Source organism: Blautia sp. NSJ-175 (assembly GCF_022867815.1).
Taxonomy (GTDB): domain Bacteria; phylum Bacillota; class Clostridia; order Lachnospirales; family Lachnospiraceae; genus Blautia; species Blautia celeris.
Genome location: NZ_JALIFQ010000003.1, coordinates 205,034 through 228,137 on the forward strand (window position 1 = coordinate 205,034; position 23,104 = coordinate 228,137).

Sequence of the window (23,104 nt, forward strand, 5' to 3'; positions counted from 1 at the left end):
TTTATAACTCCGGCAGTTCTTCATGATTCCTCTGTGCCAGATAATATGCATAAAAAGGAATCTCTTTTTTCATTTTCCTGTATCGGCGCTTACGCACAAGTATCTGTATTTTTTCAAAAACCTTTGGATTTCTTTTTAAAACAGACTTTATCTTGCTTTTTGTGCCATCAGCTCTGCCGGAATCACTTCTCCACTCTCCGGCACACAGATGGACTGCATAATGTTTTCCTGACAGTGTTCCGATTTCAAAAAACTCCTTGGGATAAATAACAAAATCTTTTAAATCCTGCATCTTATTATTTAACCGGAACTCCGGATAGTGCTTCAGTATAAAATATGTATAATAATAATTGCTGGTCACATAGCCGTTCACCATGCATTTACCATCCCTCCATTCCAAAGTCTTACCGTTTTTATTTTCTGTAAAAACAGTGGCATCATACATTTTCATCAGATTACCTATCAGCGGATTGCCTTTCTCAGCGCCAATCACTGCGGAACCCACAGAACAGTCAAAAATAAAATTTAAAAATGCCGTATGTGACAGTAATCTATCAAAAGAACGGTTTATCATTACATCTGTATCCAGATAGATTCCTCCATATTCATAAACTGCCTTCAATCTGTAGTAATCACCGATAAACCCCAGTTTTTTTTCTGCATATGTTCTGCGGACAAATTCATTTTCATTAAAACTGCAGTTTGTTTCATCCCAACGGATCACTTTATATCCCTTCAGCTTTTTCCATGAATCCATACATGCCCGCAGTTCCTCCGGTATGGGCTTTCCTCCAAACCAGCAATAGTGTATGATTTTAGGAATCTTATTATTATTTTCTGTATGTTTTTTATCCATTATGCATCTCCTGATAATTCCCCTGTTTTATGATCACATCATAAAATGTATTCTTTCTGTTCACTGCTCTCTCATCAAACCTGGTATTTAATTTATGGATTCCGGTGCTGAGTTTCAAAATATCATATTTATTCCGGTTGTATGGTTCGCTGATATAGGATGCCAAAATATGAGCATCCGCCTGACTTACAACAGGCATCTCTTTGTAATCCTTTTCATAGCACTCCAATGCCATAGTCATAAATATATGAAACAGAAAATAATGCACCGGCCTGTTGTTTTCTTTCCAATAAGCATACAAAAGTTCCCTCACCAGACATATAATATTGTTGTTGGCCGTACTCTTAATAAACCAGTTATTTGTTTCCATTATCTCCGGATTAAATCCAAAATAGTAAAAACTGAACATAAACAGAGGCAGGGAATCAATATAATAAAAAAGCTTCGCGTCTGTACATAACACAGTTGCGTCAATCCAGTACCCCCCATATTTTATGAGTAATTCCAGCCTGATCAAATCGCTGAAATGAGCATTTCCGATTTTCCCCTGCTTCCGCTTATCCACAATATAATCCGGTAATACCACATAGTCATAAATATTTTCTTCGTCCACTAAGATGATCTTTTTATTCGGAAGTGATCTTCTGATGGATTCATAACACCTTTTTACAAGCAGAGGTGCCTGGTCCATTCCCTGCAGCCAGCAGATCCACACCGTTTCCGAATTTTCCTTTTTCTCTTGCTCTTCCCAATATGTATTTTGCAGTGCACGGTCCAAATACTTTTTTTTCAGTTTTTTGTAATATAACATTCTGTGTTTTTGACCGATTATCACGTTATACAAGAAAGTAAGCTTTCGGTCTCTGTATTTTGTTTTCTTCATAAAATAGTCATAAACAGAACCTAACAGCATTCCATCTTCCACTTTATATTTTATTTTCACTAATTTCTCACGGAGCTGCAGTCTGCTTTTTATATTGTATAAAAAATAAAGGGTTTTCTCAGCTTGGCATCGAATCAGCATTCTTGCAATTCTTTTTTTCCCCGGCAGCCTGGCATTTTGTAAAGCATTACAGAATATACTGCTTTCCGTGATCCGGCTGAGATATTTAAATTTCTTTTCTCTATCCCACTTATCATAACAACAGATTTGTTGTATATATGCAATAACAAGACCTGCGTATATGGTATCTATTTTGTTCATCTGCGGTTCGTGGCTTGGAAATTTACAGCAGTATTTCTGAGCCTTATTATAAAAATGAGTCGCTGCTTCAAAATAGTTTTCATGAAATGTAAAAACCAGACTTCCTGAGGTTTTTAAAAAGTAATTATAATATGCCTTTCTATTTACAGCCAGACGGTCCACCGCGGATAAAACATCTATAGAAAAAGCCATATCCTCACAAATGGAATAGGACGGATGAAACCTGATATAGCTCCTGTCCAATAAGGATTTTTTTATTAACTTATTCCACGGCGGATTTACCAGTTCCATATCAAGGATATGATTAAAATGGTTTTTAAAAAATGCATCGGAAGTTCCGCAGAAATTCTCCTTCAGCTCGTTTTCTTTTATGTGCCTTTCCTCTGTTAACAGATATCGGAAGCAGAAAAGGACAAGCTCCACATTGTTTTCTTCCGCAAGCTTCACATTATCTCCCACTGTATCGGGATCAATGGTATCATCTGCATCCACAAAGATAATATAATCACCTGTTGCCATATCCATTCCAAAGTTTCTGGCTGTACTTACCCCATGATTATCCAGAAAAAAGGCCCGGATCCTTTCATCCTTTTCCTGATACTGTTCACAAATTTTTTTTGAGCCATCATTACTTCCGTCATCCACCAGCAGTATCTCTATATTTTTGTAAGTTTGATTCAGAATACTGTTTATACAGTTTATCAAATACTTTTCCGCGTTATATATGGGAATAACAATGCTTACTTTCTTCATATGCACTCTCACCTTTTCATGTATTTTGACACATTAACATTACTTCTTTTTTTTCTTGTTTCAAAATCAAGGCTACAGTATAACGCCAGCAAAACATATAAGTATTTAAGTGTCTGCAAAGAGTCCACCCAAAACAGATTAATAAGATAGCACAGGCATCCTATCAGCAATACTTTATAAATGGCATCTTGTCTCCGGATACTTTTTTTCACCAGCCCCCCAATAAAATAACTGATGTACAGAACAAATGCTGCTAATCCGGGATACGCATACCGGATATATTCCGCAATATAAAAATTGTCAACAGACACGATAAAGGAACCGTTAAGCTCAGAAGAAAAAGATCTTTTTCTTCCTATTCCCAACAAAGGATTCAGCCAGTCTAAAGTAAAAATATACTTGAGCTGTTCCCTGTAATTGGCGCTGCTGCCTAATGCCTCTTTACTGGCCCCATAATGGGCTGCATAGGAGGTTCCCAGCACTTCATCTGCCAGTGTGGTAATCTGCAGCATAATATATCTTCCGAAATCTGTATTATGAAAAATCATCAAAAATACTATGAACAAAATCAAAGCAGCAGTCATCATCAAAGTATTTTTTCTTTTACTCTCTTTACATGATACAAAAAACAGGATTACAAGTTCCAATAAAAATACCCCCAAAGTAGATCTTGATCCTGTAAAAAATACATTTGCGCACCACAAAAGCAGCAAAAATGGTCGTTTAAAAATATCAATCCGATCATTCTGCAGATCTATACAGGAAAAAGGCACCACTGAGACGATCAGCAGTCCATAGCCCAGGGAATGGACACAGGAACTCATAATCCTGTAATGTCCGGAGCGTATGAACTGGCCGGTATAAATACCTTTGATTGTTTCCAGATAAGAAAAAGGTGAACGGCCAATTGCATATTCCACAATCCCAAGGATTGCCAGCAAATAACAAAAGGCCAAAATACAGCGGAAGGAATTGTGAAAACCCAGAGAATACTTGAATATGTAAATTAATAAATAAAAACAATATAACTCAATAAACGGATTTAAAAAAGCATTGATATCTGCCCTCAAGATCATTGTGTATGTGATCACCACTAAGTAGGGCAGTAATATAAGCGTGAACCTTGCCTCTTTTACCATCGTTATAAAATCATGTTTTCTGCTGTCACTGCAAAGTATCAGCAGCGTCAGAAGAACTGTCAGAATACGCAGAATTGTAAGATCAAACACAGGCAGTGGGATTCCGAAATATTGGGGCATCACAAATAAAGAGAATAAAAACAAACCTGCCACTGCCCGAAAAACATCTTTTTCTCCTGCGTTTTTTATATATTTACTTCCTGTTTCATATGATCCTGTCATAACCCAAACCCATTTTCAGCCTTTCAGCGCCATATACAGTTCCACTGGTATGGCACGTCTTTTGTGGTAGCAAGCAGAATATCTCAATGTCAAAGGTATGATATTCCAGTACTTTCTGTTTTGAAGAAGTTCAATTCTAAGCCTGGATGCATAGATATTTTTTTTCAGAATACGGATCTTCTTTTTCTCCAGTCCCATATTTTCCGCAAATCTCAGTGCTGCCTGACTGCCGACCAGATATTCATTTAAAAATTGCAGACGCTTTGTGATTTCTCTCATTTTACCCAGAGAAACATTGGCATCGTGGATCCGTCTTTTTAATGTGCTGGCATGATATATATACAGACCGTCCATGCAAAGAGCCAGCTTCCATACATACTCATCATGAGCCCATCCCTTATGCCAGTAGGGTTCTATGATCTGCAGAAAGGTTCTGCGCATACACATTGTACATCCCTGGCAGCCAATAAACACAGACTTTGGTGTAAAAGAAACCTTCTCCAGGGATTTGTCATTTTTAAACTGTTTCAACTCCCATTTCTGTGGAGAAAGGGCATCCGGTGAATCCAAAAAGATCTCAAATTCTGAACAGAGAAGCTGAATCTCCTGGTTCTTTTCTAAAATGTGCACCATCTCGGCAACCCGTTCCGGAAGCCAGATGTCGTCCTGATCGCAAAAGAAAACCACATCTCCTGAAGTCTTTCGCACAGCGCCTATAAAATTTGACGCATATCCCACATTCTGCGTATTCACCTCCACCCTCCAGGTATCCTGCAGGTGCTTTCTGGCAATAAAATCTTCTGCCAGTTCTGCTGTCCTGTCAGAAGACCGGTCATCACAGATAATGACTTCATCTACAGGTCTGGTCTGAGACAGAATAGATGCAAGCTGTTCTTCTATAAATTTTTCACCGTTAAAGGCTGCCATTGCAACTGATACCTTCATTTGTTATCCTTTCATCACATGTCCTAAAATTTTTCCTATGTATTTGCTGTTTCTGCGGTTTATATGTTTTATATACCAACCTGTCTTTCCTGTGAAATAAGGATTCTTTTTATATTCCGGAAATTTTTCAGAAACAAAGCAAAAGGTTCTGTCCAGCAGTTCCTTTTCAAGCGCGGCATCCTTCACCCTGCCGATCCTGCTCAGAGAACTGCAGAATAATATTTTCGTGCAGAAATACTCCAGTTCCTTTTCAAACTGCTCATAAAAACCATATCTTCTGTAAAAATCCAGGATATCCTGCAATACACAAAAAATATCTGCAACTTTTTTATTTTTATTTACATTCATGGTAGATGTATTCCGAAGAAAATAATAGACCAGACGTTCATCCAAATAGGCAGATTTCAACACATAAGGAATCGTTTTGATGTAAAAAGATGTATCTTCGTAAATAAGTCCTTCCGGGAAATCAAGTCCCGGGCGCAGAAGTATTTCTCTTAAATATAACTTGTTCCAGGGTGATACCTGAGGATCTATAAACATATCCCTCCTGTTTGCGTGCTGACGGATATTTCCCCGGGTGTGCAGTTCTTTATTTCCCTTTTCTGTCTCCTGTATATAATGATAATGGCATTCCACCATATGGCATTTTCTTTCCTCGGCCAGAAGATACATTTTCTCAAACATGGATACATCTACACAGTCATCCGAATCTGCAAATCCAATATATTTTCCTCTGCTGGCTCTGATGCCCATATTCCTGGCTGCTGCCTGACCTTCGTTTTCTTTTGTGATGATACGGATTTTATCCCCGTATATACCGGCATATTTTTTGAGAACTGCCGGGGAATGGTCTGTAGAGCCATCATCTACCGCTATGATTTCCAAGTCCTCCAAAGTCTGGTTTACTAACGCATCCAGGCATCGCGGCAGATATTTTTCCGTATTATATACAGGCAGGATCACACTTACCTTTGCCATAATCTTTTCTCTGTCTCCATTATTTCTTTTTTTCATATTCGTTGTTGTAATGCCTGTATTCATAATCCGGTGATTTGGCCGAAATTCCGTTATAAATAAAACCGCCTATGTTGGCATCCAGGGCTTCCAGTTTCCGCACCACTTTTTCTTCACGGTCGAATTTTGTCATCATTTCCCGCACGATCAGTATAAAAGCTGTAGCTGCTTTCGCCATAGACAAGGCATCCGATACAATTCCGATAGGCGGTGTATCTATAAATATTACATCATACTTTTTCTTACACTCCTGCAGAAGCTGATACCATTGATCACCTGCAAGTAATTCTGCGGGGTTTGGGGGAATACTGCCGGCAAGGATCAGATCCATATTGGCATCAACAGAAACAATTTCCAGCCGTTCCACAATGCCGGCCAGATACTGGCTCAATCCGGTTTCTGTATTTACCTTTAGAATTTGTCCCATAACACTTTTTCTCATATCCGCGTCTATGAGCAGAACTTTTTTTCCAAGATTGGAATAGGATTTTGCCACATTAAATGCGTTCAATGTTTTCCCTTCATTGACATCTGCACTTGTGACTGCATATACCGGACATTTTTCACCCCGCCTTGTAAACAACAGGTTTGCCCGGATATTGCTGTAAGCTTCCTTTAAATGAAAGGAGCTCTTTTCGTTTAAATATACATCTGCTTTTTCGCCTTCTTTTTCAGATAAAATCTGAGGAACCGTTCCGAGAATTGGAATTGTAAAGAGATTTTCAATTTCATAAAGCCTTCTGATGGTAGTATTCAGCATCCCTTTTATCAGAAAACATACGGCTGCCAGAAAAAATCCTGCCGCTCCGCCCAGAAGTGCATATTTTACCACACTGGTTGAGGCATATGGGACAGTAGGAAGCTCCGCTTCATCAAGGACTTCAATTCCTCCTGATTTTACTACGCTGATAATTTCATCCGGTGCCAGCTTTCCTATGGTGTTTGCTATATTCATGGCATTCTCAGGGCTGCTGTCATAAACGCTTACATGAAATACCGCCGTATTCTCTACAGCGGTAGCACCAATCTCTCCTCTCAGCCTTCCGATACTATATTCCTTCAGACCTGTCTCTTCCATAACAGCCTTTAAAAAGCGGTTGCTTCCGATGATCTGCATATAACTGTCCAGAAGCCCTTTAGCCTGAGTCATCTCATTACTGCTTATATTCACTCCAGTATCTGTTACATAATCCGGACTGCTGTATACATAAAAGGAAATTTTCGCCATATAAGTGGTATTTTGCTTCCATGCTGCCAAAATCCCTCCTCCCGCAGCCAGCAGTAAAGCTGCCAGAATCATATATTTAATCCTGGACTTCATGATCCAGAATATTTTTTCCAAATTGAAATTTGTCAGTATTATCTTGAACACTTTTACCCTCCTCAGTGTGATCGTTTGATCATTCTTTTTTATGTCTCAATCCGGCTTTCCGTTCAAATCTTCCATAATCCTGACGATAAGTTCTCTCTGCCGATCTGTTGTCATTCCTTCTGTCGGTCTCACCATTCTGAATATTCTTAGCTGCTTTGCAGCCTGCAGACATTCCGTCATCATTTCAGGCGTAAACCCCATTCTCTTATAAGAAGTTTTCTTATAGAGACTTTCTGTTACCAGATTCAGTTTTTCTCCCCCCATGATCTCTTCTGCACAAACCTCAGAAACCGTTCCTGCCTGCAGGATCACCAGAACATGAGCCAAAACCCGTTCTTCCATACAGGAGTCTTTCATGCACAATCCATACTTTTCCCTGCCGCCGTCCGGAATCCGTATCAGCTGCGCTTTGCTGATACCCTGCTTCTTAACCACGTCCCCACAGAGACGCCTCAGTGGATACGCGCCGATTCCGTATATAACTCCGTTTTCTTCCTCCATAACAACTGCATCATCAGAAACAAATGAAAAGCCATGCTGTAAAAGCGCATCTGTCAGCGTGGATTTTCCACTTCCGCTCTCCCCGCTGATGATCAGAAGTTTGTTTTTATATTCCAGCCCGCTTCCGTGAAGGACGATTTTTTCTCTCTGCATCAGGAGTATGGTCATACACATATTGAGAATCCACTGTTCCAACTGATATATATCAAGTTCTGCTGTCTTATGATATTCAATTTTCCTGCCCCGGGTTATTCTGAACAAGCCCACCGAAAAGACATATAAGAGACTGCACTCTCTGGCAAGCTTCTGCATCATCCATGCCTGCTTTCCCTCTTTGTCCACAGATACCTGCACCTGCGTTTCCTTGTATGCCTCTGCCTTACCATACTCTTCTGTCAGGTCAGCCCTTACGATCTCTGCCTCTGTCTCACTGTCATCGGAAAGCTGAAACGTGGAAGGCAGTTCTATTTCTGAATAAACATTCAAACCATATATTTTATATTTTGCCATCGTATATTCTTCACTTTATCTCTGATTTTCTGTCGTATAATACAAAATGACTGATGTGCACTCACCAGTCATTTTTTCATTTTTATTCACATACACTCAAGCTGATGTATTATTTTCTCCATATGACTGCTCCCACCCAATCACTTCCCCATTCGGTCCTATTACAGCAGTTTTATCACTATCTGGCATTTTGGGATTTTGGGGACCAAAAGCTGTTTCTTTTACATCCAACACTTCCATATCTGGCCTAACCCATGATTCTTTCATAGCGATAACCTCCTCCTTTTATATGTTACATCATATGCTCATTACAGATATGATTCAAGTTTTCTATCAATATTGTTAGATTTACTTTTTTAAAAAAGAATGACCCCCTGTAGTCCAGCAGTCATTCTTTTACTAAAATACATTATACTGAAATTAAAGAGATGCAGCAGCCTCACCGAATTCCTGTTTCCATCCTAAAATGTTTCCCTGATCATCTGTCACTGCAGTTTTTTCTGAATCAGGGTTGTTTGGATTCATTACGCCAAAGGCTGTTTCCTTTACGTCCAGAACATCTACATCTGGTATTATCCATGTTTTTCTCATACTTGTCACCTCCTTTTGTGTTACCTATATTATCCTGTTTAAAATCACTAATCAACTCTTCTATCAACATTGTAAGACTTTTTCGCTTCGAGATATTCCAATAATATATTAGTAAAAATATGGCGCACAATCTCAAAATCCGTCATATCCTTTATCCCCTTTTCCTCCAATCCTGTCAGTGCCTTTTTGCAGTCAATACAGGTGCTGCCGGAGAATTTTTTGTAGTTTTCCTTCCACTCTTCTTCGATCTGACTGCTGAAGGGAAGCAGGCGTTGTTTTAAATCTGCGCTCTGCCTTCCCATGCCCTTTTCTTTCAGAATATGAGCCGGCACAATATCCCTCATATATTCAGCGATCAGACGGCGCCTGACACCATTATGGGTAAACTGTCCGTACGGCAGGGAGGTCACAAATTCGATCATCCTCTTATCCCTGGTAGGGTCCCGCATGATCACTCCTGTAAACAGAGAATTTTTCTGCATATACTCTCCGTAATGACGCAGAGTATCTGCTGTGAGGAATGCCTGCTGATAGGCCTTATGGGAATAGGAGCATTTCTGGATTTTTTTATCCAGCCGCAGCAGCCTTTTGTCCGAGCCGTTTTTTTTCAGATAGTCCCTTCTGACAAAAGATTTCCCGAACAGGGCTTCTCTGTCTGCCTTTTTCACTTTTTTGTGAAAAGAATCCTTCACAGCTGTCTGCAGAACGCTTTTTTTCGTAAAATGCAGTTTTTTATTGATTCCGCAGACTTCCCTGTACAGGGTTATCCATCTTCCCCTCCTGAAAAGCCAGGCCAGATATACCATCGCATTATCAAAAGAAACCGTTCCGTTGCCAAACATACCGCCCAGCATAATCCTTGCATTTTTCTTGTATGCCTGTCTCATCCCCTCATAAATCCAAAGCATATTTTGAGGCGACTTATAGGGTATCTCCGAAATCCTCATATATTTTTTTCTGTCATACCAGCAGTTCATTTCCGGCATGTTCATAAAGGTACATTCCAGATTCTCCACCACATCTGCTGTTTTTTGAACAAGTTCTGTCTCGTCCGTGATATAGCCCTTCCCCAAGTCCGGTTCATACCCGTGAAAAGGTACAGAGGTGAAGGAATAAAGCTTTTTTCCGCACTTTTCCAGTTCCTTTGCTGCCAGACAGGCAACCGAAGTGGAATCATAACCTCCGCTTAATAAAACGGCTGTTTCCCCCGGAGAACGCAGAAGACAGGCTGTACATTCTCTGTACAGATCCAGAAAATGCTTTTTATACTCCTTATCACTTTTATACACTGTTTTTTTCTTTTTCTGATAAGGCTGCCAGTAACAGCGTTTCTTAATATCTTTCTGCGTAATTTTCAGGAATCCGGCCGGAGCCGTACGGTAAATCCCCAAAACCGGTGTCTCTTCCGCCTCTGTAAATGCGTTCAGATTATCCTGCCCTATGTAATCTGCCACCCACCGTTCATTTATTTTCAGCTCACCGCACAGCTCCTCCAAAGGTCTCATCAGAGAAGAATAATAAAACACATCGTCGCGGATCAGGTAATACACATACCTGTAGCCAACGGCATCTGCCAGAACCGTGACTTCTTTTTTTCTCCTGTCATACCAGACAGCAGCATATGCTCCCAGCAGATCATTTTGACAGCTTTCCCCATATTTTTGAAGCATCAGGTATAACAGTCTGCCATCTGTCACAGCATCCTGCTCTTCAAAATGAAGGCGCTTTAATAATGCTTTGCGGTTATCCAGGATAACGTCCGCGTCGAAAAAAAATTCCTGCGCTTTTATGGGTAACTGCTCACTTACAGCTTCTTTGGTAAAATACTGTATTCCGCACCCCATATAGATATCGTCTTCTTTTATCTCTTCCCACCGGTCAATCACACAGTCGGAAAATGCGCTTTTCAGGATACTGCACTCTTTTGCTCCGATCTTCTTACCATTCAGACTGACAGCGCCACATATTGCAGACATAAGATCCTCCTCTTTTGAAAACGTTTCCGGCAGCAGCAAATAACATTACTTTGCAAAAATTAATTGATAATTTAATGTTTTTCGTAATGTTATCACTAATTTTATTGTTTTTTATTATTTTATCTAATTAATTCCTTGCCGCTTTTCTTAAAATAAGGTACAATAATTTTATAATAAATTCATTTACATGGAGGTAAACAATGGATAAATATACCATAATACAACTGAAGAAAAAATTGAATGTAACAGATTTATCCGGTGAAAAAGTCATGGTAGACTTTGATTCCGGAAAGTATTTTATGATCAAAGGTGCCGGTAATGATATCTGGAATTTAATACAGACGGAAATTACGGTGGGGGACATTATTAAGAGACTTATGGAAGATTATGAAGTCTCAGAAGAGGAATGCACTTCTGCTGTTATAAAATTTCTTCAAAAAATGAAAGAACTGGATTTCATTTATTGATCACCATAGATCTTATCTCTATGTCCGGCAGCCATCCGCTTCAGGAGATTTTACTCCTGATCCATTCAAGCAAATACTGCCGGTCATCTTTTTCCAAAATAACAGCAATGTTTATAAGCAGACCAATACCGCCTAAAACAACCGCTGAAAAAATCAATCCTGGCCATGAGCCGTCAGGAAGGATTCTCTTAACTAAAAAACCAACGAAAATCAAAATTCCTGATGACCCTACTGTCATAGCCACCTGAGAATAAAATCTGTTCCACTTAAAACCCAGATATTTTGATGCAGCCGGCAGTGTAAATACCATATTTCTGGCCAAATTACATACCGTACTCACCCCTGCCACTGCATAAATACCAAAATCCGTAAATTTTACGAATATAAGAGTGATCAGACAGGATATACATCCGCTTATCAACATGGCAGCCGCATTCTCTTTTACTCTGTTCACTGTTGTAAAAACATTGTAAAGTATCTGAATTCCACTGGTGAACATGTATCCTAAAATAGACAGCACTGACAATATCTGCAATAATTCCGCATCCTGAGAAGGAACCCATAATTGAAAGAACTTGTCCCCTAAAACAACTATGACTGCAATGGGTATGGTCATGACAATGGAAGTCAGCTTCATGGCCCGGTTCATGTCACGAAAGATTGCCGTCTTATCGCCCTTTGCATAGTTAATGGTAAGCTCCGGGGCAAATGCACCACGAATAGCCGCCGATAACTGCTGCATGTAATTCGGCAGTATTTTCGATAAAGACAATATCCCCATAGCTGCTGCTCCTAGAAATAAATTACAGATAATCAGGTCCAAACCACTCAAAAGTATATTTCCCACATTAGAAATTGTATTCCAGATTCCTGAGCCAACAAGTTTCCGGATTGCATCTTTGGAACAGATCATCTCCTTCGGACGCAGAAAAACTTTTAACTCCGGTGTCAATTTGTGCGTATTATACCAGTTAAACAGCAGCAGAAGCACCGTCACCGCGGAAGAAGCCATGCCCACATAATAAACCTTTGGGGCCATGACAGTGAATATCAAGAAAAGAAACAGGCAGCGGAACAACGCTGTCCCCATCTGCGGAATATAGGAACGGTCCAGCCTGTTGGCAATATAAGTTCCGCATTCCCAGTTCGGAACCCCTGTTGTAAGCAAAAAGTTAAAAAACACAAAGCTGAATAACACTTTAACATCAAATATAATATTTTCAGGAATCCGGATCATGACTTCCAGTCTGGCAATCGTAAACACTGCGGGTATCAAAAAAAGCACAGTAATGATCAAATTCCCCCAAAAGACTGAATTATAATAGAGATTTGCTTTTTTATAATCTTTCTGCACATATGAAATAGAGATAAAGCGGGCTGCCATACTGTTCAGAGCCGCTGCCACTAATTGTGCATATGTCACAAAATTATTTGCCAGTGTTATAAATCCGTTAGCCTCCACTCCTATATTTTTTACGATATAGGGAGACAGCCAAAAATTGATTATCACATTTGCAGCCAAAACCATAAGGCTGCAGATAACATTGATCATTGTTTTTTTGTTTGTTCCCATTCTTACCTTCCGCGATCCATCCTTTACTTATTAATATTTATGATGGTTTTTATTTTTCGTTTACATCCGGACAGGAATTGATAGATTGGATGGTAACCTAATTTTTTTATATCCATCTTATAAAACCACTGCAGCTCTTTTGGCAGTACTGTAACTTCAATCTTTTGTCTCATGGTATCCTGTGCCCTTTTGTAAACGCTGTCTCTTCGATAGGGCGGAATATTTCTTTTGTCATAATAGATTTTCGGAAATTGTCTCAGCTGCTTTTTTGTATAAGGAAACCCATATTCTTTGGCGTCCGCGCCTTCTGCGGTAATCTCCAGAATCGTTCTCCAGCACTTCTCACATTCACAGCAATTTTCGCCGCCGTCTGACTGCCAGCATACTCTCAGAGGAATGGCAATCCCTGTTTTCCCGGAAAAAGAAGTAATATTATGTACCTTATCCTGACGGTCAAACTCATATCCATCATGAACAACCTTAACTTGGCAAAAACGCAGATGGTTATCAATCGTGGGATCCGAAGCACAGGTAATGATTCCTTTTTCCTTACTTGTAAAAGAAGATGCAAAATATACTGTGGATTTTCCCATCAGGCAGGTAATAGGTGCAGCATGGCCTATGATCCCAATTCCATGCTGAAACCCATGCCACCAGCCATCACCACTTTCCACAACTTTTTTATTTAATTCATCATCATTTAAAAACAGCCTGAAGCTTGATTTAATAGTCACATAATCAAGCTGAAATTCCTCTGCTGTTTTCTCCAGGTGATGAAACACTTTCTGCCATCCTGTTTCATCCTCAAACTTTATGTCTGCTCCCCATACGGTTAACAGAACCGGTTTCTCTTCCAGATGCTCCACCAGTGTATGAAAAGCATCCACTCCTCCGCTGAAGAATGCGGCTGCGCCCTTATTCCTTGGATTTTCATTTTTTATAATGTTGTATGCAGTGAAGGTTCCGGCAAACCTGACCGAAGGATACATATCCTTATATCCCTGCTTAACTGCCTCTATACAATGATAAAAATCCCAGTCACAGGAAGGGACCTGTATTTCCGCATTCCAGACCCAGGAAATCGGCAGTGTGTTACATAAAAACGGAATCACTGCTATACTCTCCGGTATCTCTGAAATGTCAGCAGAATATTCCACAAAAAACGGTTGTTCCGGCCGAAATACCTTCTGCCATTCTCCCTCTGCATGATAGCTGTATGTAATACGGTTTCCCTCTATCAGCGGTGAATCCAATATGATTCTATTTTTCATCTCACGCCGTCTCCTATTATTTTCCTGTTCAATATGCACCTTTTCTTTCAAATAAAACATGTACGGTGCAAAACAATATTTTAAGATCCAATAACAGGGACCAGTTGTCGATATATTTCAAATCCAGTTCTACTACCTGTTCAAAATCCGTTATATCATTTCTCCCGCTTACCTGCCACATTCCTGTGATCCCCGGTTTAATACTGATTCTCCGCCACTGGCTCCTTCGGTATTTTCCCACTTCATCAAGTGTAGGCGGTCTTGTCCCCACAAGGCTCATTCTTCCCTGTAAAACATTGAACAACTGAGGAAGTTCGTCTATACTGGTTTTTCTGATGAATTTTCCCACTCTTGTTATTCTGGGATCATCCTTGATCTTAAACATAACTCCGCCTGTCATCTCATTTTGTTCCAATAAATCTCTTTTTTTCTCCTCCGCATCGGTGTACATACTGCGGAATTTATACATATGAAAGTGACGGCCATTTTTCCCGACGCGTACCTGTTTAAAAATAACAGGCCCCGGTGAATCCAGCTTTATGGCTGCCGCAGTGACAAGCAGAACAGGACAGGCTGCTATGATCCCCAATATACTGACTACAATATCCATGACTCTTTTCAAAAACTGTTCATAATTGTTAAGTGTGATGGTATGGTAGGTGACTACAGGATAGGTGCCTACCGAGCTGACATAACTGCTGAGCCTTCGCCGTGCAGAAGAGTCGATCACTACTTTGACCGTCACTCCCATCTCCATACATATATCAATATACTGCTGTATCTCAGATATACTCTCATGATTCCTTTGAATAAAGTAAATCTGGTCAATTTCATGGGTCCGTATAATTTCCTCCATTGATTCTAAATATCCCAGAACATTATACATCCCGTTTGCTTCTTCTCCGGCCCTCAGAATATACCCTATTTCGTTCAGCCTGATACTGGTCTTATTGAGAAAATAAGTGAATTTCTTATATTCATCAAAGACTCCTACAAAAGCTGCACGCGGTGCCTGAGCGCTGCATTTTACAAACTGCAGCAGTCTGCTGAAAATGATATTTATACTCAGAAGAAAATAAGAAATCATCAGAAAAACAAAATAGAATCTTCTGATATTCTTTCCCGGATTAAAGACAAACAAAACCATGGCTGTTGTAACGGCAGCCAGACCCCAGGATTTTGTTATGATCCGGTAAAACCTGTCCAGATAAAAAAACAAGGTAACATTATAAATACGTGCTTCCTTGTTGGACAGAATGTAGATCACTGCAAACGCTTCTACCATTGTCAGGCAATATAGCGCCTCCGTCTTACTTATCTTGTTAAAAAAAATAAAATATTCCACTGCAAAGGCCCCTGCCAATACCGCAATATCAAGACAAATCTGCAGTACATTTGTCTCTGCTCCGCTATTTTTTCTATTCATTCAAGTTTCTCTCTTATAACATTATTTTTAATTGCCCGCTATTCAAAAATTTTAAGGTAATCAAGAATAATATCTTCAATTTTTCCACCCTGAATTATATAAGGGGCAAACTTATGGTTTTTTGCTTCTTCTATATATTCCTGCAGTCTGTCCAGGTCCCTGCAGTATAAAACACAGTCCTTGCCTGCAAATGCTTCTGCAATCTGCTGCTGATGATCATCCACATGTTCATGATACTTTTCTAACCGTGGGACAACAATCACCGGCTTTCCTTTTAACAGACCCGACATAATGGAGCCTACTCCTGAATGCGTGATCAAAATGGAACATTCCTCTATCATCCCATTAAACTTTTCGCTGTCAACAAAATCTGCATAACGGCAGTTTACCGGTACATAAGCAGAAGAACCTGTCTGTATGAATACTTCTTCCTCTAATTGAGGAGCGATCTTATCAACCGCCTCTACAAGCCGGTTCATCTGGAACTGCTGGGTGCCCAATGTAACTAAAATCAAAATATCCCACCTCCGAGCATGGCCTTCGGATATAATTTCAGCATATCTTCCCATTGGACAATAAACAAATCCGTAAAGCTATACAAGAGTTTCCCTGTCAAAGAGGGGGTCTGGACCCTTGCAAAAGACTCCACATATATTATTTTAGTGCTCATCAGTTTCCCTATTACGCAAAAGGGATATGCGATCAAAGCTCCGGTTGTTATAATGAAATCCGGCTTTTCCATCAAAAGTATATAAATTGCTTTTATAAACAACCAGAAAAATTTCGGCAGAAAGGTGAGCTGTTTTCTGTTGGTTTGGGAAGTCATATATTTTCTGCTGCAAAAGTTTTTTAATTCAAAGTCACTTTTTTCCGTTATTAAAAAGCAGTCATTTTGCTGTTCAATTGTCTTTAATTTTGATATTTCTTCCAGATGCCCCCCTGAGGATGCAATAAACGCAATTTTCCATTTTCTCATGATTTTCCCTCTCCCACTCAATAATATCCGGTCGTTTTGAGATTCTACATTATTTTGCATTACAATATGCATTACCCCATTAAACAACTTTTCTCAATTTTTTTGCAATTTTCCTAAATAAAATACAATTTTTCGTATCATAAATTGTCTGTTTTTCTCTTAAAATCACTGTTTTTAGCAAAATAAAAATTGCAGCGGCTTTTCCATAAATCGCTGCAATTTTATATAATTTTATATGCTTACAGTTTTGTTAGCTTTCAAATTTGTAAGCTTTTTAAGGGTTTCTTCAGCAAAAACATTAAAAACAGATTGGGCAGACAGGCAGTTATCCTTTCACTGCCGAAAGACTTCTGTACTCCCTGGGCGTCATTTTTACAATTTTTCTGAAAATGCTGTTAAAAAACTTTTTATCCTCATATCCCACTGCCCGGGCGATCTCCCCAATCCGCATATCACTGCCCGCCAGCAATTGACAGCTCTTCTCTATTCTGACCTTCTGCAGATACTCCCGAAAAGACAGCCCTGTATCCTGCCGGAATATTCTGCTGATATAAGACAATGTATAATGATATTGCCGGCAGAACATTCCCAGGTTAACATAATTTTGATAATTTCTGTCAACGTACTGAATCACTTCCAAAACTGCTCTGTGTTTTGGATGCCTGGGTTTCTCATGAATGCCTTTTCTAAGAGTCAGGATCAACAGCTCGATCAGCCTGCATCTGAACACCTCCGCATATCCTTCTTTTTTCTCCCGGTATTCCTCCAGCATTCCCATGATCAATTGTTTGATTCGGCCATCCTCATCATGAAAGATACGGTCTACCGGAGTCTCCCCGGATATGGATGCATAATATCGGATCAGACACCCATGAAGAAGTTCATCCAGAGAACGGCACCCCGTCATGGTTTCATCTATGACCTCAGGCAGGAAAATACAGTTGACCAGTGTAAAATCTTCACTTTTCGCGTAACTGTGTACACTGCCGTAATCCATGATAAAATAATCGCCCTCTGTCAGAACCCCTTCCTCCTTATTCAGAGTATGCACAGCTGTCCCCTTCATCACATAAACCAGCTCAAAAAAATCATGGTTATGGCTTTCCATATCCATCTGCTGGTATGGCATCATGACCAGCCGCTCCTGTTCCTCTTTTGACACTTCCCTGATATGTATGGTAACCGACTTATCCATAAAGACAAATTCACCCCCTATTTTAGTAAAATACAGGTGTTTCTTTCCATTTTATTCTCTGATATCATGAAAGTCAAGAAAAGAAAAACGGAGGTACTTCTTCAATGGAATGGTATGCAAAATGGATCAAACCACAGACGGACACAGGGGATGTCTGCCCCCTTTTCCAAAAATATTTTTTTCTGGAAAAACCGGTAAAGACTGCCAGACTTTTTATAACCGCCCTTGGTACATACGAAGCGGTATTGAACGGAAGCCGCGTGGGAGAATTTGTCCTGGCCCCTGGCTGGACTTCTTATGAAAAACGTCTTCAGTATCAGGCTTATGACATTACAAATCTGCTGGAAAAAGATAATCATATTTCCGTGACCGTGGGAAAAGGCTGGTACCGCAGTCCTATGCCCGGCTGGAGTAAATCCTCCGTCCAGGAGGAATTGAAAAAAAGCCCTGCAGGACTTCTCGCCCAACTGGAGATCACCTATGAGGACGGTTCTGTGGAATACACAGTAACGGATGAGACCTGGACATTTACGGAAAGCCCTGTCCGCTTTTCGGAAATCTACGACGGGGAGATCTATGACGCCTCAATGGAGTGCGGCAGCTCTTCTGCAGGCAGCGGCAGCCGGGATTACGGTTCTGCCAAACCTGTATGTGCATTTGAAGGCCCGACACACACCCTGATTCCCCAGCAGGGTGAAGAGATCCGGGAACAGGAAAGACTGGCTCCTATCCGTATCTTTACCACACCGAAAGGAGAGATCGTGGCTGACTTCGGCCAGGATATCACCGGTTATGTAGAAATCAATCTTACTGCCAAAGCCGGGGAAACGGTTGAACTCTCCCATGCCGAGGTTCTGGATAAAGAAGGCTGTTTTTATACGGAAAACTACAGAACAGCCAAAGCCCAATACCTGTATATCTGCCGTGACGGACAACAGTCCTACAAGCCAAAACTTACCTTCTTCGGCTTCCGGTATATACGGATCGATCAGTTCCCGGGCGGTACATCTGCTGCAAAACCGGAAAATTTCACAGCAGTAGTGATACACTCCGCTATGTGTCGGACCGGGTATTTCAACTGCTCTAATCCCTTGCTGAACCAGCTCTTCGACAACGTCATCTGGGGACAGAAAGGTAATTTTGTGGATGTGCCCACAGACTGCCCCCAGAGAGATGAGCGGCTTGGATGGACCGGGGATGCACAGGTATTCATCCGCACAGCCTGCATGAATTATGATGCGGAAAAATTCTACACCAAATGGCTTGCAGATATGATGGCAGACCAGGGCCCGGACGGAAGAGTCGGCCACGTGATTCCCGACCTGCTCTCTGAGGAACCGGCAAGTTCCGCCTGGGGTGACGCGGCAGCGATCTGTCCATGGGAACTCTACCTTGCATACGGTAATAAGGAATTATTATCCTCTCAGTTCACCCTCATGAAGAAGTGGATCTCCTATATTTCGACTCACACAGAGACAGAATATCTGTGGACAGGGGGAACGCATTACGGAGACTGGCTGGGTCTCGACGCTCCATCCGGAAGCTATAAGGGCTCTACGCGGGAGGATTTCATCGCTTCCGCTTTCTATGCCTATTCCACTTCACTGGTGATCGAAGCCGGAAAAGTGCTTGGTGAAGATGTGGCAGAGTATGAAGAACTGTATACTAAGATCGTGGCTGCGTTCCGGACAGCCTATCCAGAGTACAAGACACAGACGGAATGTATTCTGGCTGCCCATTTCCACCTTGCAGAAGACTGCCGGGCTGCCGCTGATCAGCTTGCGTCTATGATAAAAGAATGCGGTGTAAAGCTTCAGACCGGTTTCGTCGGTACGCCCTATATCCTGCATGTACTGAGTGATTACGGCTATTCAGAACTTGCCTACAGCCTGCTGCTTAGAAAAGAATACCCCTCCTGGCTGTATCCGGTCACAAAAGGCGCAACAACAATCTGGGAACATTGGGATGGGATCATGCCTGACGGAAACTTCTGGAGTGCGGATATGAATTCCTTCAATCATTATGCCTACGGTTCCGTGGCTGACTGGATCTACAGTGTAGCCGGGGGAATCCGGAGAATTCCTGAATTTCCGGGTTATGAGAAGGTAAAGATAGCACCCGTCCCTGATGAAAGACTTGACTGGTTATCCGTAACTCTGGATACACGCCACGGAAAAATCTATTCCGGATGGAAAAAGGCAGGAAATGTATGGCGGTATGAAATCACTACGCCGGTGGATGCTGTTGTGGTTATTGATGGAAAAGAACAGCAGGTAACAAAAGGAACTTATCTGTTCTACAGTAAGACAGAGACAATCTGACCTTTAATGACACTAAACTTTAATTACAATGCCGGGACCTGCAAATAACATAAAACTGCATATTTTTCAGCATGTTCTTATTACAAAGTTAAGGCTGTGAATCTGTAATCCAAATTCACAGCCTTTTTCACATGGGGATTGATACTTTACAGACTCTCCTTCACCATCACATGAATCTCCGAATACAAATGTTTCCGGTAAGGATTTCTGTCGTAGATCAGTTTGTCCAGCAGAACCTCTATACTTCTTTTTCCCTGCTCACTAAGGCCGCTGCCCAGTGTCATGGTCACAATATCTTCTTTCATAAGCTCCAGAATTTCCGGATAATCCTCGTAGCAGATGAGGCGCACATTATTTCTGCCGCTGGCTTTCAGCTCCTCGCCTGCTGCCTGGACACATCCGCAGGTGATCAGTATGCCGTCTATGTCCTTTTCCTCCCGCAGGATTCTCTGCATCTCCCGCCGCATGATAGCCGGATCCTCTTTTGTGGTCACACTGGGAAGCATCTCTATCTTGGGATATGCCTCTGTGATGACCGTGCGGAACCCGCCCTCACGTGTGCCGAAGGGGAAGGACTGATGCTCATCCCCGTCACTGGTTATGACCACGGTTCTGCCTTTTCCGCCCAGGAACTCGCCCATAAATCTGGCTGCCACTTTTCCCGCCTTATAACCGTCCTGTCCGATAAAGCAGAAACGCCTGCTGCCCTTGATATCTGAATTGACTGTGACCACAGGAATCTTTTCCTCTGTGCAGCGGTCAATTGCTTCGACGATCTCGTGTGCGTTGATGGGACTTAAAATGATGCCGTCCACCTTTTCCTCACGATACCGGTCCAATAGATCCGCCTGCTTCTGTACATCGGAATAGGCAATGATCTGAAACTCCAGATGCACCTGAAAGGAACTGTACTCTTTCAGCTTCTCCTCGATTCCCTCTCTGATATAGGGAAGCGCATCCACCTTCAGGAGCAGCACTGCAATACGCAGCTCTCTGTTCTGCATCTTAAGGGCTTTTCCGATCGGATTCGCCTCATAATTATTTTCATCTATGATCTTCTGTACCTTTTTACGCACATCATCACTCACGCCCGGTCTCTTATGAAGCACTTTGTCGACAGTAGACCGGTGCACACCCGCCATTTCCGCTATCTGTTTAATGGTTACTCCCATATTTATCAACCTCTTTCCTGTCTGTCCGGTTCTGAAAGCGTGCTGACTGCCGTGATGGGTTTTCAAACACGCTTTGAGAGAGAACGTACTCTTAGACTAAGTATAGCGCATTATCCGGAAGATGAAAAGAGAAAAATGGCATGCCCCGGACGTGTTATCTGAGACATGCCATTTTAACTTTATTTTGATTCTGTCTTTAATTCTCAGCCTTTTTCTTTAAATCAATCTGCGCCTCTCTTTCCAGAAGCTCTTTCATGATCGTCGGATATTCCTTATCCAGGTGATAGAACAACAGCAGGATGATCATGATCACACCCAGAATCGTCACACCGTAAATGAACAGGTTGGAAATGGTATGCAGGGCCTGCGCGGACTGTGTTCCAAGGTCACCATTGTACTGGTTTGCCTCCATAATGAAGCCAATCAGTGCGGAGCCGATACCCTGGCCGAACTTCTGACCGGATGTGGCTGCTGATTGTATGGCACCGGCTGTGCGCAGCCCGGTCTTCCACTGTCCGTATTCTATGGCATCTGCGATCATGGTAAAGATCATGCCCAGAATAGGCGTCATTCCGATTCCCCTAAGCAGGCCGCCGAAGGTTACAACCGCAATGCTGGTAGGGTTGACCAGCAGAACCAGAGAACCGGCGATGATAAAGAGCGCGCCTACGATACACCAGTTTCTCTTGCTTGTCAGGTGCATAACCTTGCCTAAAAGCAGAGTTGCAACTATGGTGATACCGAAACAGGCTGTGTTTACATTTCCGATGATCTTTGTATCACCCACGATCCATTTGCAGTAATAGGTAGCCATGGTTCCCGCAAAGGTCTGGTACATGGCAAAGAATACAAAGAACAGGAACAACATAATGAAGTATTTATTCTTAAACAGAGCAGGCAGGGCCTTTTTCAGAGGAATCTGTTCGCCGCCCATCTCATCTTTTACCACGACTCTCTCACGGACTGTTGCAAAGCAGAACAGCATCAGGGCTGCAGCGCCGACTGCATAGATTGCCGTCAGGATGATCCAGTTCTTCTGAGAATCCATGCCGCCGCCGGGCATCATGTCCAGAATTCTTGTGAAGAGAAGAGTTACAAGAATATTTCCGATGGGGCTCATTGCCATACGGATAATATTGATTTTTGCCCTCTCATTCTGGTCACGTGTCATATAAGTCATGGTCGTGGCAAAGGGCAGCTGAAACAGTGTGTAAACAACTGTCAGCATCAGGTTGTATGTAATAAAAATGTAGATAGCCTGCGCCATTGCCCCGATTTGAGGCACGGTTATCAGAAGCACTGCTGCGATGGCATATGGAACGGACATGCGCAGCATCCACACACGGGCACGTCCGTATTTGGAACGTGTCCTGTCTATAATAAATCCGGCTGCTATGTCCGATACTCCGTTGAATACCTGGGAAATAGCAATGATCATGCCGATTACGGCTGCAGATACATGGGCCACGTCTGTATAGAACATGACGAGGAGACTTGTCGCTATGGTAAATACGATGTTTGTGGAGATTTCACCGCAGCCATATGCAAATTTTTCAAATCCTGTTACCCTGTCTTTCTGTACCAGTTTGTTAAATCCGTTGAGATTCATCCGGGCAC

Annotated in this window: 20 protein-coding genes; 2 read left to right on the forward strand and 18 right to left on the reverse strand. The window is 41.6% G+C overall.

Annotation, left to right across the window (positions count from 1 at the left end; translation table 11 throughout):
- Window position 1: 1 nt before the first annotated feature.
- The 10 genes from MUB35_RS06490 to MUB35_RS06535 form a co-directional block, all read right to left on the reverse strand.
- Window positions 2-856 (reverse strand): glycosyltransferase family 32 protein, encoded by an 855-nt coding sequence (locus tag MUB35_RS06490; RefSeq protein WP_244805932.1) that lies wholly within the window; start codon window positions 854-856, stop codon window positions 2-4.
- Window positions 849-2,813: a capsular polysaccharide synthesis protein gene (locus tag MUB35_RS06495; RefSeq protein ID WP_244805933.1), complete on the reverse strand. Its 1,965-nt coding sequence runs from the start codon at window positions 2,811-2,813 to the stop codon at window positions 849-851. The genes MUB35_RS06490 and MUB35_RS06495 overlap by 8 nt, the downstream gene beginning before the upstream one ends.
- 8 nt (window positions 2,814-2,821) lie before the next feature.
- Window positions 2,822-4,174, reverse strand: a complete 1,353-nt coding sequence (locus tag MUB35_RS06500; protein WP_244805934.1) for an O-antigen ligase family protein — start codon at window positions 4,172-4,174, stop codon at window positions 2,822-2,824.
- 15 nt (window positions 4,175-4,189) lie between these two features.
- Window positions 4,190-5,119 (reverse strand): glycosyltransferase, encoded by a 930-nt coding sequence (locus MUB35_RS06505; RefSeq protein WP_033139344.1) that lies wholly within the window; start codon window positions 5,117-5,119, stop codon window positions 4,190-4,192.
- A gap of 3 nt (window positions 5,120-5,122) precedes the next feature.
- Window positions 5,123-6,100, reverse strand: a complete 978-nt coding sequence (locus MUB35_RS06510; protein WP_033139429.1) for a glycosyltransferase family 2 protein — start codon at window positions 6,098-6,100, stop codon at window positions 5,123-5,125.
- A 19-nt stretch (window positions 6,101-6,119) separates the two neighbouring features.
- The gene (locus MUB35_RS30645; protein WP_033139343.1) at window positions 6,120-7,508 is read right to left on the reverse strand and encodes a polysaccharide biosynthesis tyrosine autokinase; all 1,389 of its coding nucleotides are present in this window, start codon (window positions 7,506-7,508) and stop codon (window positions 6,120-6,122) included.
- 45 nt (window positions 7,509-7,553) lie between these two features.
- Window positions 7,554-8,519, reverse strand: a complete 966-nt coding sequence (locus MUB35_RS06520; protein ID WP_244805935.1) for a hypothetical protein — start codon at window positions 8,517-8,519, stop codon at window positions 7,554-7,556.
- Window positions 8,520-8,615: 96 nt separating this feature from the next.
- Window positions 8,616-8,786 carry a hypothetical protein gene (locus MUB35_RS06525; protein WP_156120798.1) on the reverse strand — a complete coding sequence of 57 codons (171 nt, stop codon included), beginning with the start codon at window positions 8,784-8,786 and terminating at the stop codon, window positions 8,616-8,618.
- Between the two features lie 153 nt (window positions 8,787-8,939).
- Window positions 8,940-9,110, reverse strand: a complete 171-nt coding sequence (locus MUB35_RS06530) for a hypothetical protein (RefSeq protein ID WP_156120797.1) — start codon at window positions 9,108-9,110, stop codon at window positions 8,940-8,942.
- 47 nt (window positions 9,111-9,157) lie between these two features.
- Window positions 9,158-11,086: an asparagine synthase-related protein gene (locus MUB35_RS06535; RefSeq protein WP_244805936.1), complete on the reverse strand. Its 1,929-nt coding sequence runs from the start codon at window positions 11,084-11,086 to the stop codon at window positions 9,158-9,160.
- A 200-nt stretch (window positions 11,087-11,286) separates the two neighbouring features.
- Between MUB35_RS06535 and MUB35_RS06540 the strand changes: the two genes are divergently transcribed.
- Window positions 11,287-11,553, forward strand: coding sequence for a PqqD family peptide modification chaperone (locus MUB35_RS06540; protein WP_033139340.1), 267 nt, complete (start codon window positions 11,287-11,289; stop codon window positions 11,551-11,553).
- Between the two features lie 40 nt (window positions 11,554-11,593).
- Here MUB35_RS06540 and MUB35_RS06545 read toward each other — a convergent pair whose 3' ends face one another.
- The 6 genes from MUB35_RS06545 to MUB35_RS06570 all read right to left on the reverse strand — a co-directional run bounded on the left by MUB35_RS06545 (window position 11,594) and on the right by MUB35_RS06570 (window position 17,994).
- Window positions 11,594-13,126: a lipopolysaccharide biosynthesis protein gene (locus MUB35_RS06545; RefSeq protein WP_244805937.1), complete on the reverse strand. Its 1,533-nt coding sequence runs from the start codon at window positions 13,124-13,126 to the stop codon at window positions 11,594-11,596.
- A gap of 23 nt (window positions 13,127-13,149) precedes the next feature.
- Window positions 13,150-14,397: a hypothetical protein gene (locus MUB35_RS06550; protein WP_244805938.1), complete on the reverse strand. Its 1,248-nt coding sequence runs from the start codon at window positions 14,395-14,397 to the stop codon at window positions 13,150-13,152.
- A gap of 28 nt (window positions 14,398-14,425) precedes the next feature.
- Window positions 14,426-15,823 carry a sugar transferase gene (locus MUB35_RS06555; RefSeq protein ID WP_244805939.1) on the reverse strand — a complete coding sequence of 466 codons (1,398 nt, stop codon included), beginning with the start codon at window positions 15,821-15,823 and terminating at the stop codon, window positions 14,426-14,428.
- A 38-nt stretch (window positions 15,824-15,861) separates the two neighbouring features.
- Window positions 15,862-16,338: a PssE/Cps14G family polysaccharide biosynthesis glycosyltransferase gene (gene pssE, locus MUB35_RS06560; protein ID WP_103733254.1), complete on the reverse strand. Its 477-nt coding sequence runs from the start codon at window positions 16,336-16,338 to the stop codon at window positions 15,862-15,864.
- A complete protein-coding gene (gene pssD, locus MUB35_RS06565; protein ID WP_033141106.1) occupies window positions 16,335-16,799 on the reverse strand; it encodes a PssD/Cps14F family polysaccharide biosynthesis glycosyltransferase in 465 nt (154 codons plus the stop codon). Before pssD ends, pssE begins: the two co-directional genes overlap by 4 nt.
- Before the next feature lie 325 nt (window positions 16,800-17,124).
- The gene (locus MUB35_RS06570; RefSeq protein WP_033141105.1) at window positions 17,125-17,994 is read right to left on the reverse strand and encodes a helix-turn-helix domain-containing protein; all 870 of its coding nucleotides are present in this window, start codon (window positions 17,992-17,994) and stop codon (window positions 17,125-17,127) included.
- Window positions 17,995-18,098: 104 nt separating this feature from the next.
- Here MUB35_RS06570 and MUB35_RS06575 point away from each other — a divergent pair, with 104 nt between their 5' ends.
- The gene (locus MUB35_RS06575; RefSeq protein WP_244805940.1) at window positions 18,099-20,315 is read left to right on the forward strand and encodes an alpha-L-rhamnosidase; all 2,217 of its coding nucleotides are present in this window, start codon (window positions 18,099-18,101) and stop codon (window positions 20,313-20,315) included.
- A 146-nt stretch (window positions 20,316-20,461) separates the two neighbouring features.
- On the opposite strand, the gene MUB35_RS06580 is transcribed toward MUB35_RS06575, so the two are convergent.
- Together MUB35_RS06580 and MUB35_RS06585 are read right to left on the reverse strand one after the other, a co-directional pair.
- Window positions 20,462-21,487, reverse strand: coding sequence for a LacI family DNA-binding transcriptional regulator (locus MUB35_RS06580; RefSeq protein ID WP_054352093.1), 1,026 nt, complete (start codon window positions 21,485-21,487; stop codon window positions 20,462-20,464).
- A 196-nt stretch (window positions 21,488-21,683) separates the two neighbouring features.
- Window positions 21,684-23,096 carry an MFS transporter gene (locus tag MUB35_RS06585; RefSeq protein WP_052099411.1) on the reverse strand — a complete coding sequence of 471 codons (1,413 nt, stop codon included), beginning with the start codon at window positions 23,094-23,096 and terminating at the stop codon, window positions 21,684-21,686.
- Window positions 23,097-23,104: the final 8 nt, after the last annotated feature.

Bases quoted from the DNA above. Each gene is read 5' to 3' on its own strand.
- MUB35_RS06490 (WP_244805932.1), bottom strand. From the start codon at position 856: ATGGATAAAAAACATACAGAAAATAATAATAAGATTCCTAAAATCATA.
- MUB35_RS06495 (WP_244805933.1), bottom strand. From the start codon at position 2,813: ATGAAGAAAGTAAGCATTGTTATTCCCATATATAACGCGGAAAAGTAT.
- MUB35_RS06500 (WP_244805934.1), bottom strand. From the start codon at position 4,174: ATGACAGGATCATATGAAACAGGAAGTAAATATATAAAAAACGCAGGA.
- MUB35_RS06505 (WP_033139344.1), bottom strand. From the start codon at position 5,119: ATGAAGGTATCAGTTGCAATGGCAGCCTTTAACGGTGAAAAATTTATA.
- MUB35_RS06510 (WP_033139429.1), bottom strand. From the start codon at position 6,100: ATGGCAAAGGTAAGTGTGATCCTGCCTGTATATAATACGGAAAAATAT.
- MUB35_RS06520 (WP_244805935.1), bottom strand. From the start codon at position 8,519: ATGGCAAAATATAAAATATATGGTTTGAATGTTTATTCAGAAATAGAA.
- MUB35_RS06525 (WP_156120798.1), bottom strand. From the start codon at position 8,786: ATGAAAGAATCATGGGTTAGGCCAGATATGGAAGTGTTGGATGTAAAA.
- MUB35_RS06530 (WP_156120797.1), bottom strand. From the start codon at position 9,110: ATGAGAAAAACATGGATAATACCAGATGTAGATGTTCTGGACGTAAAG.
- MUB35_RS06535 (WP_244805936.1), bottom strand. From the start codon at position 11,086: ATGTCTGCAATATGTGGCGCTGTCAGTCTGAATGGTAAGAAGATCGGA.
- MUB35_RS06540 (WP_033139340.1), top strand. From the start codon at position 11,287: ATGGATAAATATACCATAATACAACTGAAGAAAAAATTGAATGTAACA.
- MUB35_RS06545 (WP_244805937.1), bottom strand. From the start codon at position 13,126: ATGGGAACAAACAAAAAAACAATGATCAATGTTATCTGCAGCCTTATG.
- MUB35_RS06550 (WP_244805938.1), bottom strand. From the start codon at position 14,397: ATGAAAAATAGAATCATATTGGATTCACCGCTGATAGAGGGAAACCGT.
- MUB35_RS06555 (WP_244805939.1), bottom strand. From the start codon at position 15,823: ATGAATAGAAAAAATAGCGGAGCAGAGACAAATGTACTGCAGATTTGT.
- pssD (WP_033141106.1), bottom strand. From the start codon at position 16,799: ATGAGAAAATGGAAAATTGCGTTTATTGCATCCTCAGGGGGGCATCTG.
- MUB35_RS06570 (WP_033141105.1), bottom strand. From the start codon at position 17,994: ATGGATAAGTCGGTTACCATACATATCAGGGAAGTGTCAAAAGAGGAA.
- MUB35_RS06575 (WP_244805940.1), top strand. From the start codon at position 18,099: ATGGAATGGTATGCAAAATGGATCAAACCACAGACGGACACAGGGGAT.
- MUB35_RS06580 (WP_054352093.1), bottom strand. From the start codon at position 21,487: ATGGGAGTAACCATTAAACAGATAGCGGAAATGGCGGGTGTGCACCGG.
- MUB35_RS06585 (WP_052099411.1), bottom strand. From the start codon at position 23,096: ATGAATCTCAACGGATTTAACAAACTGGTACAGAAAGACAGGGTAACA.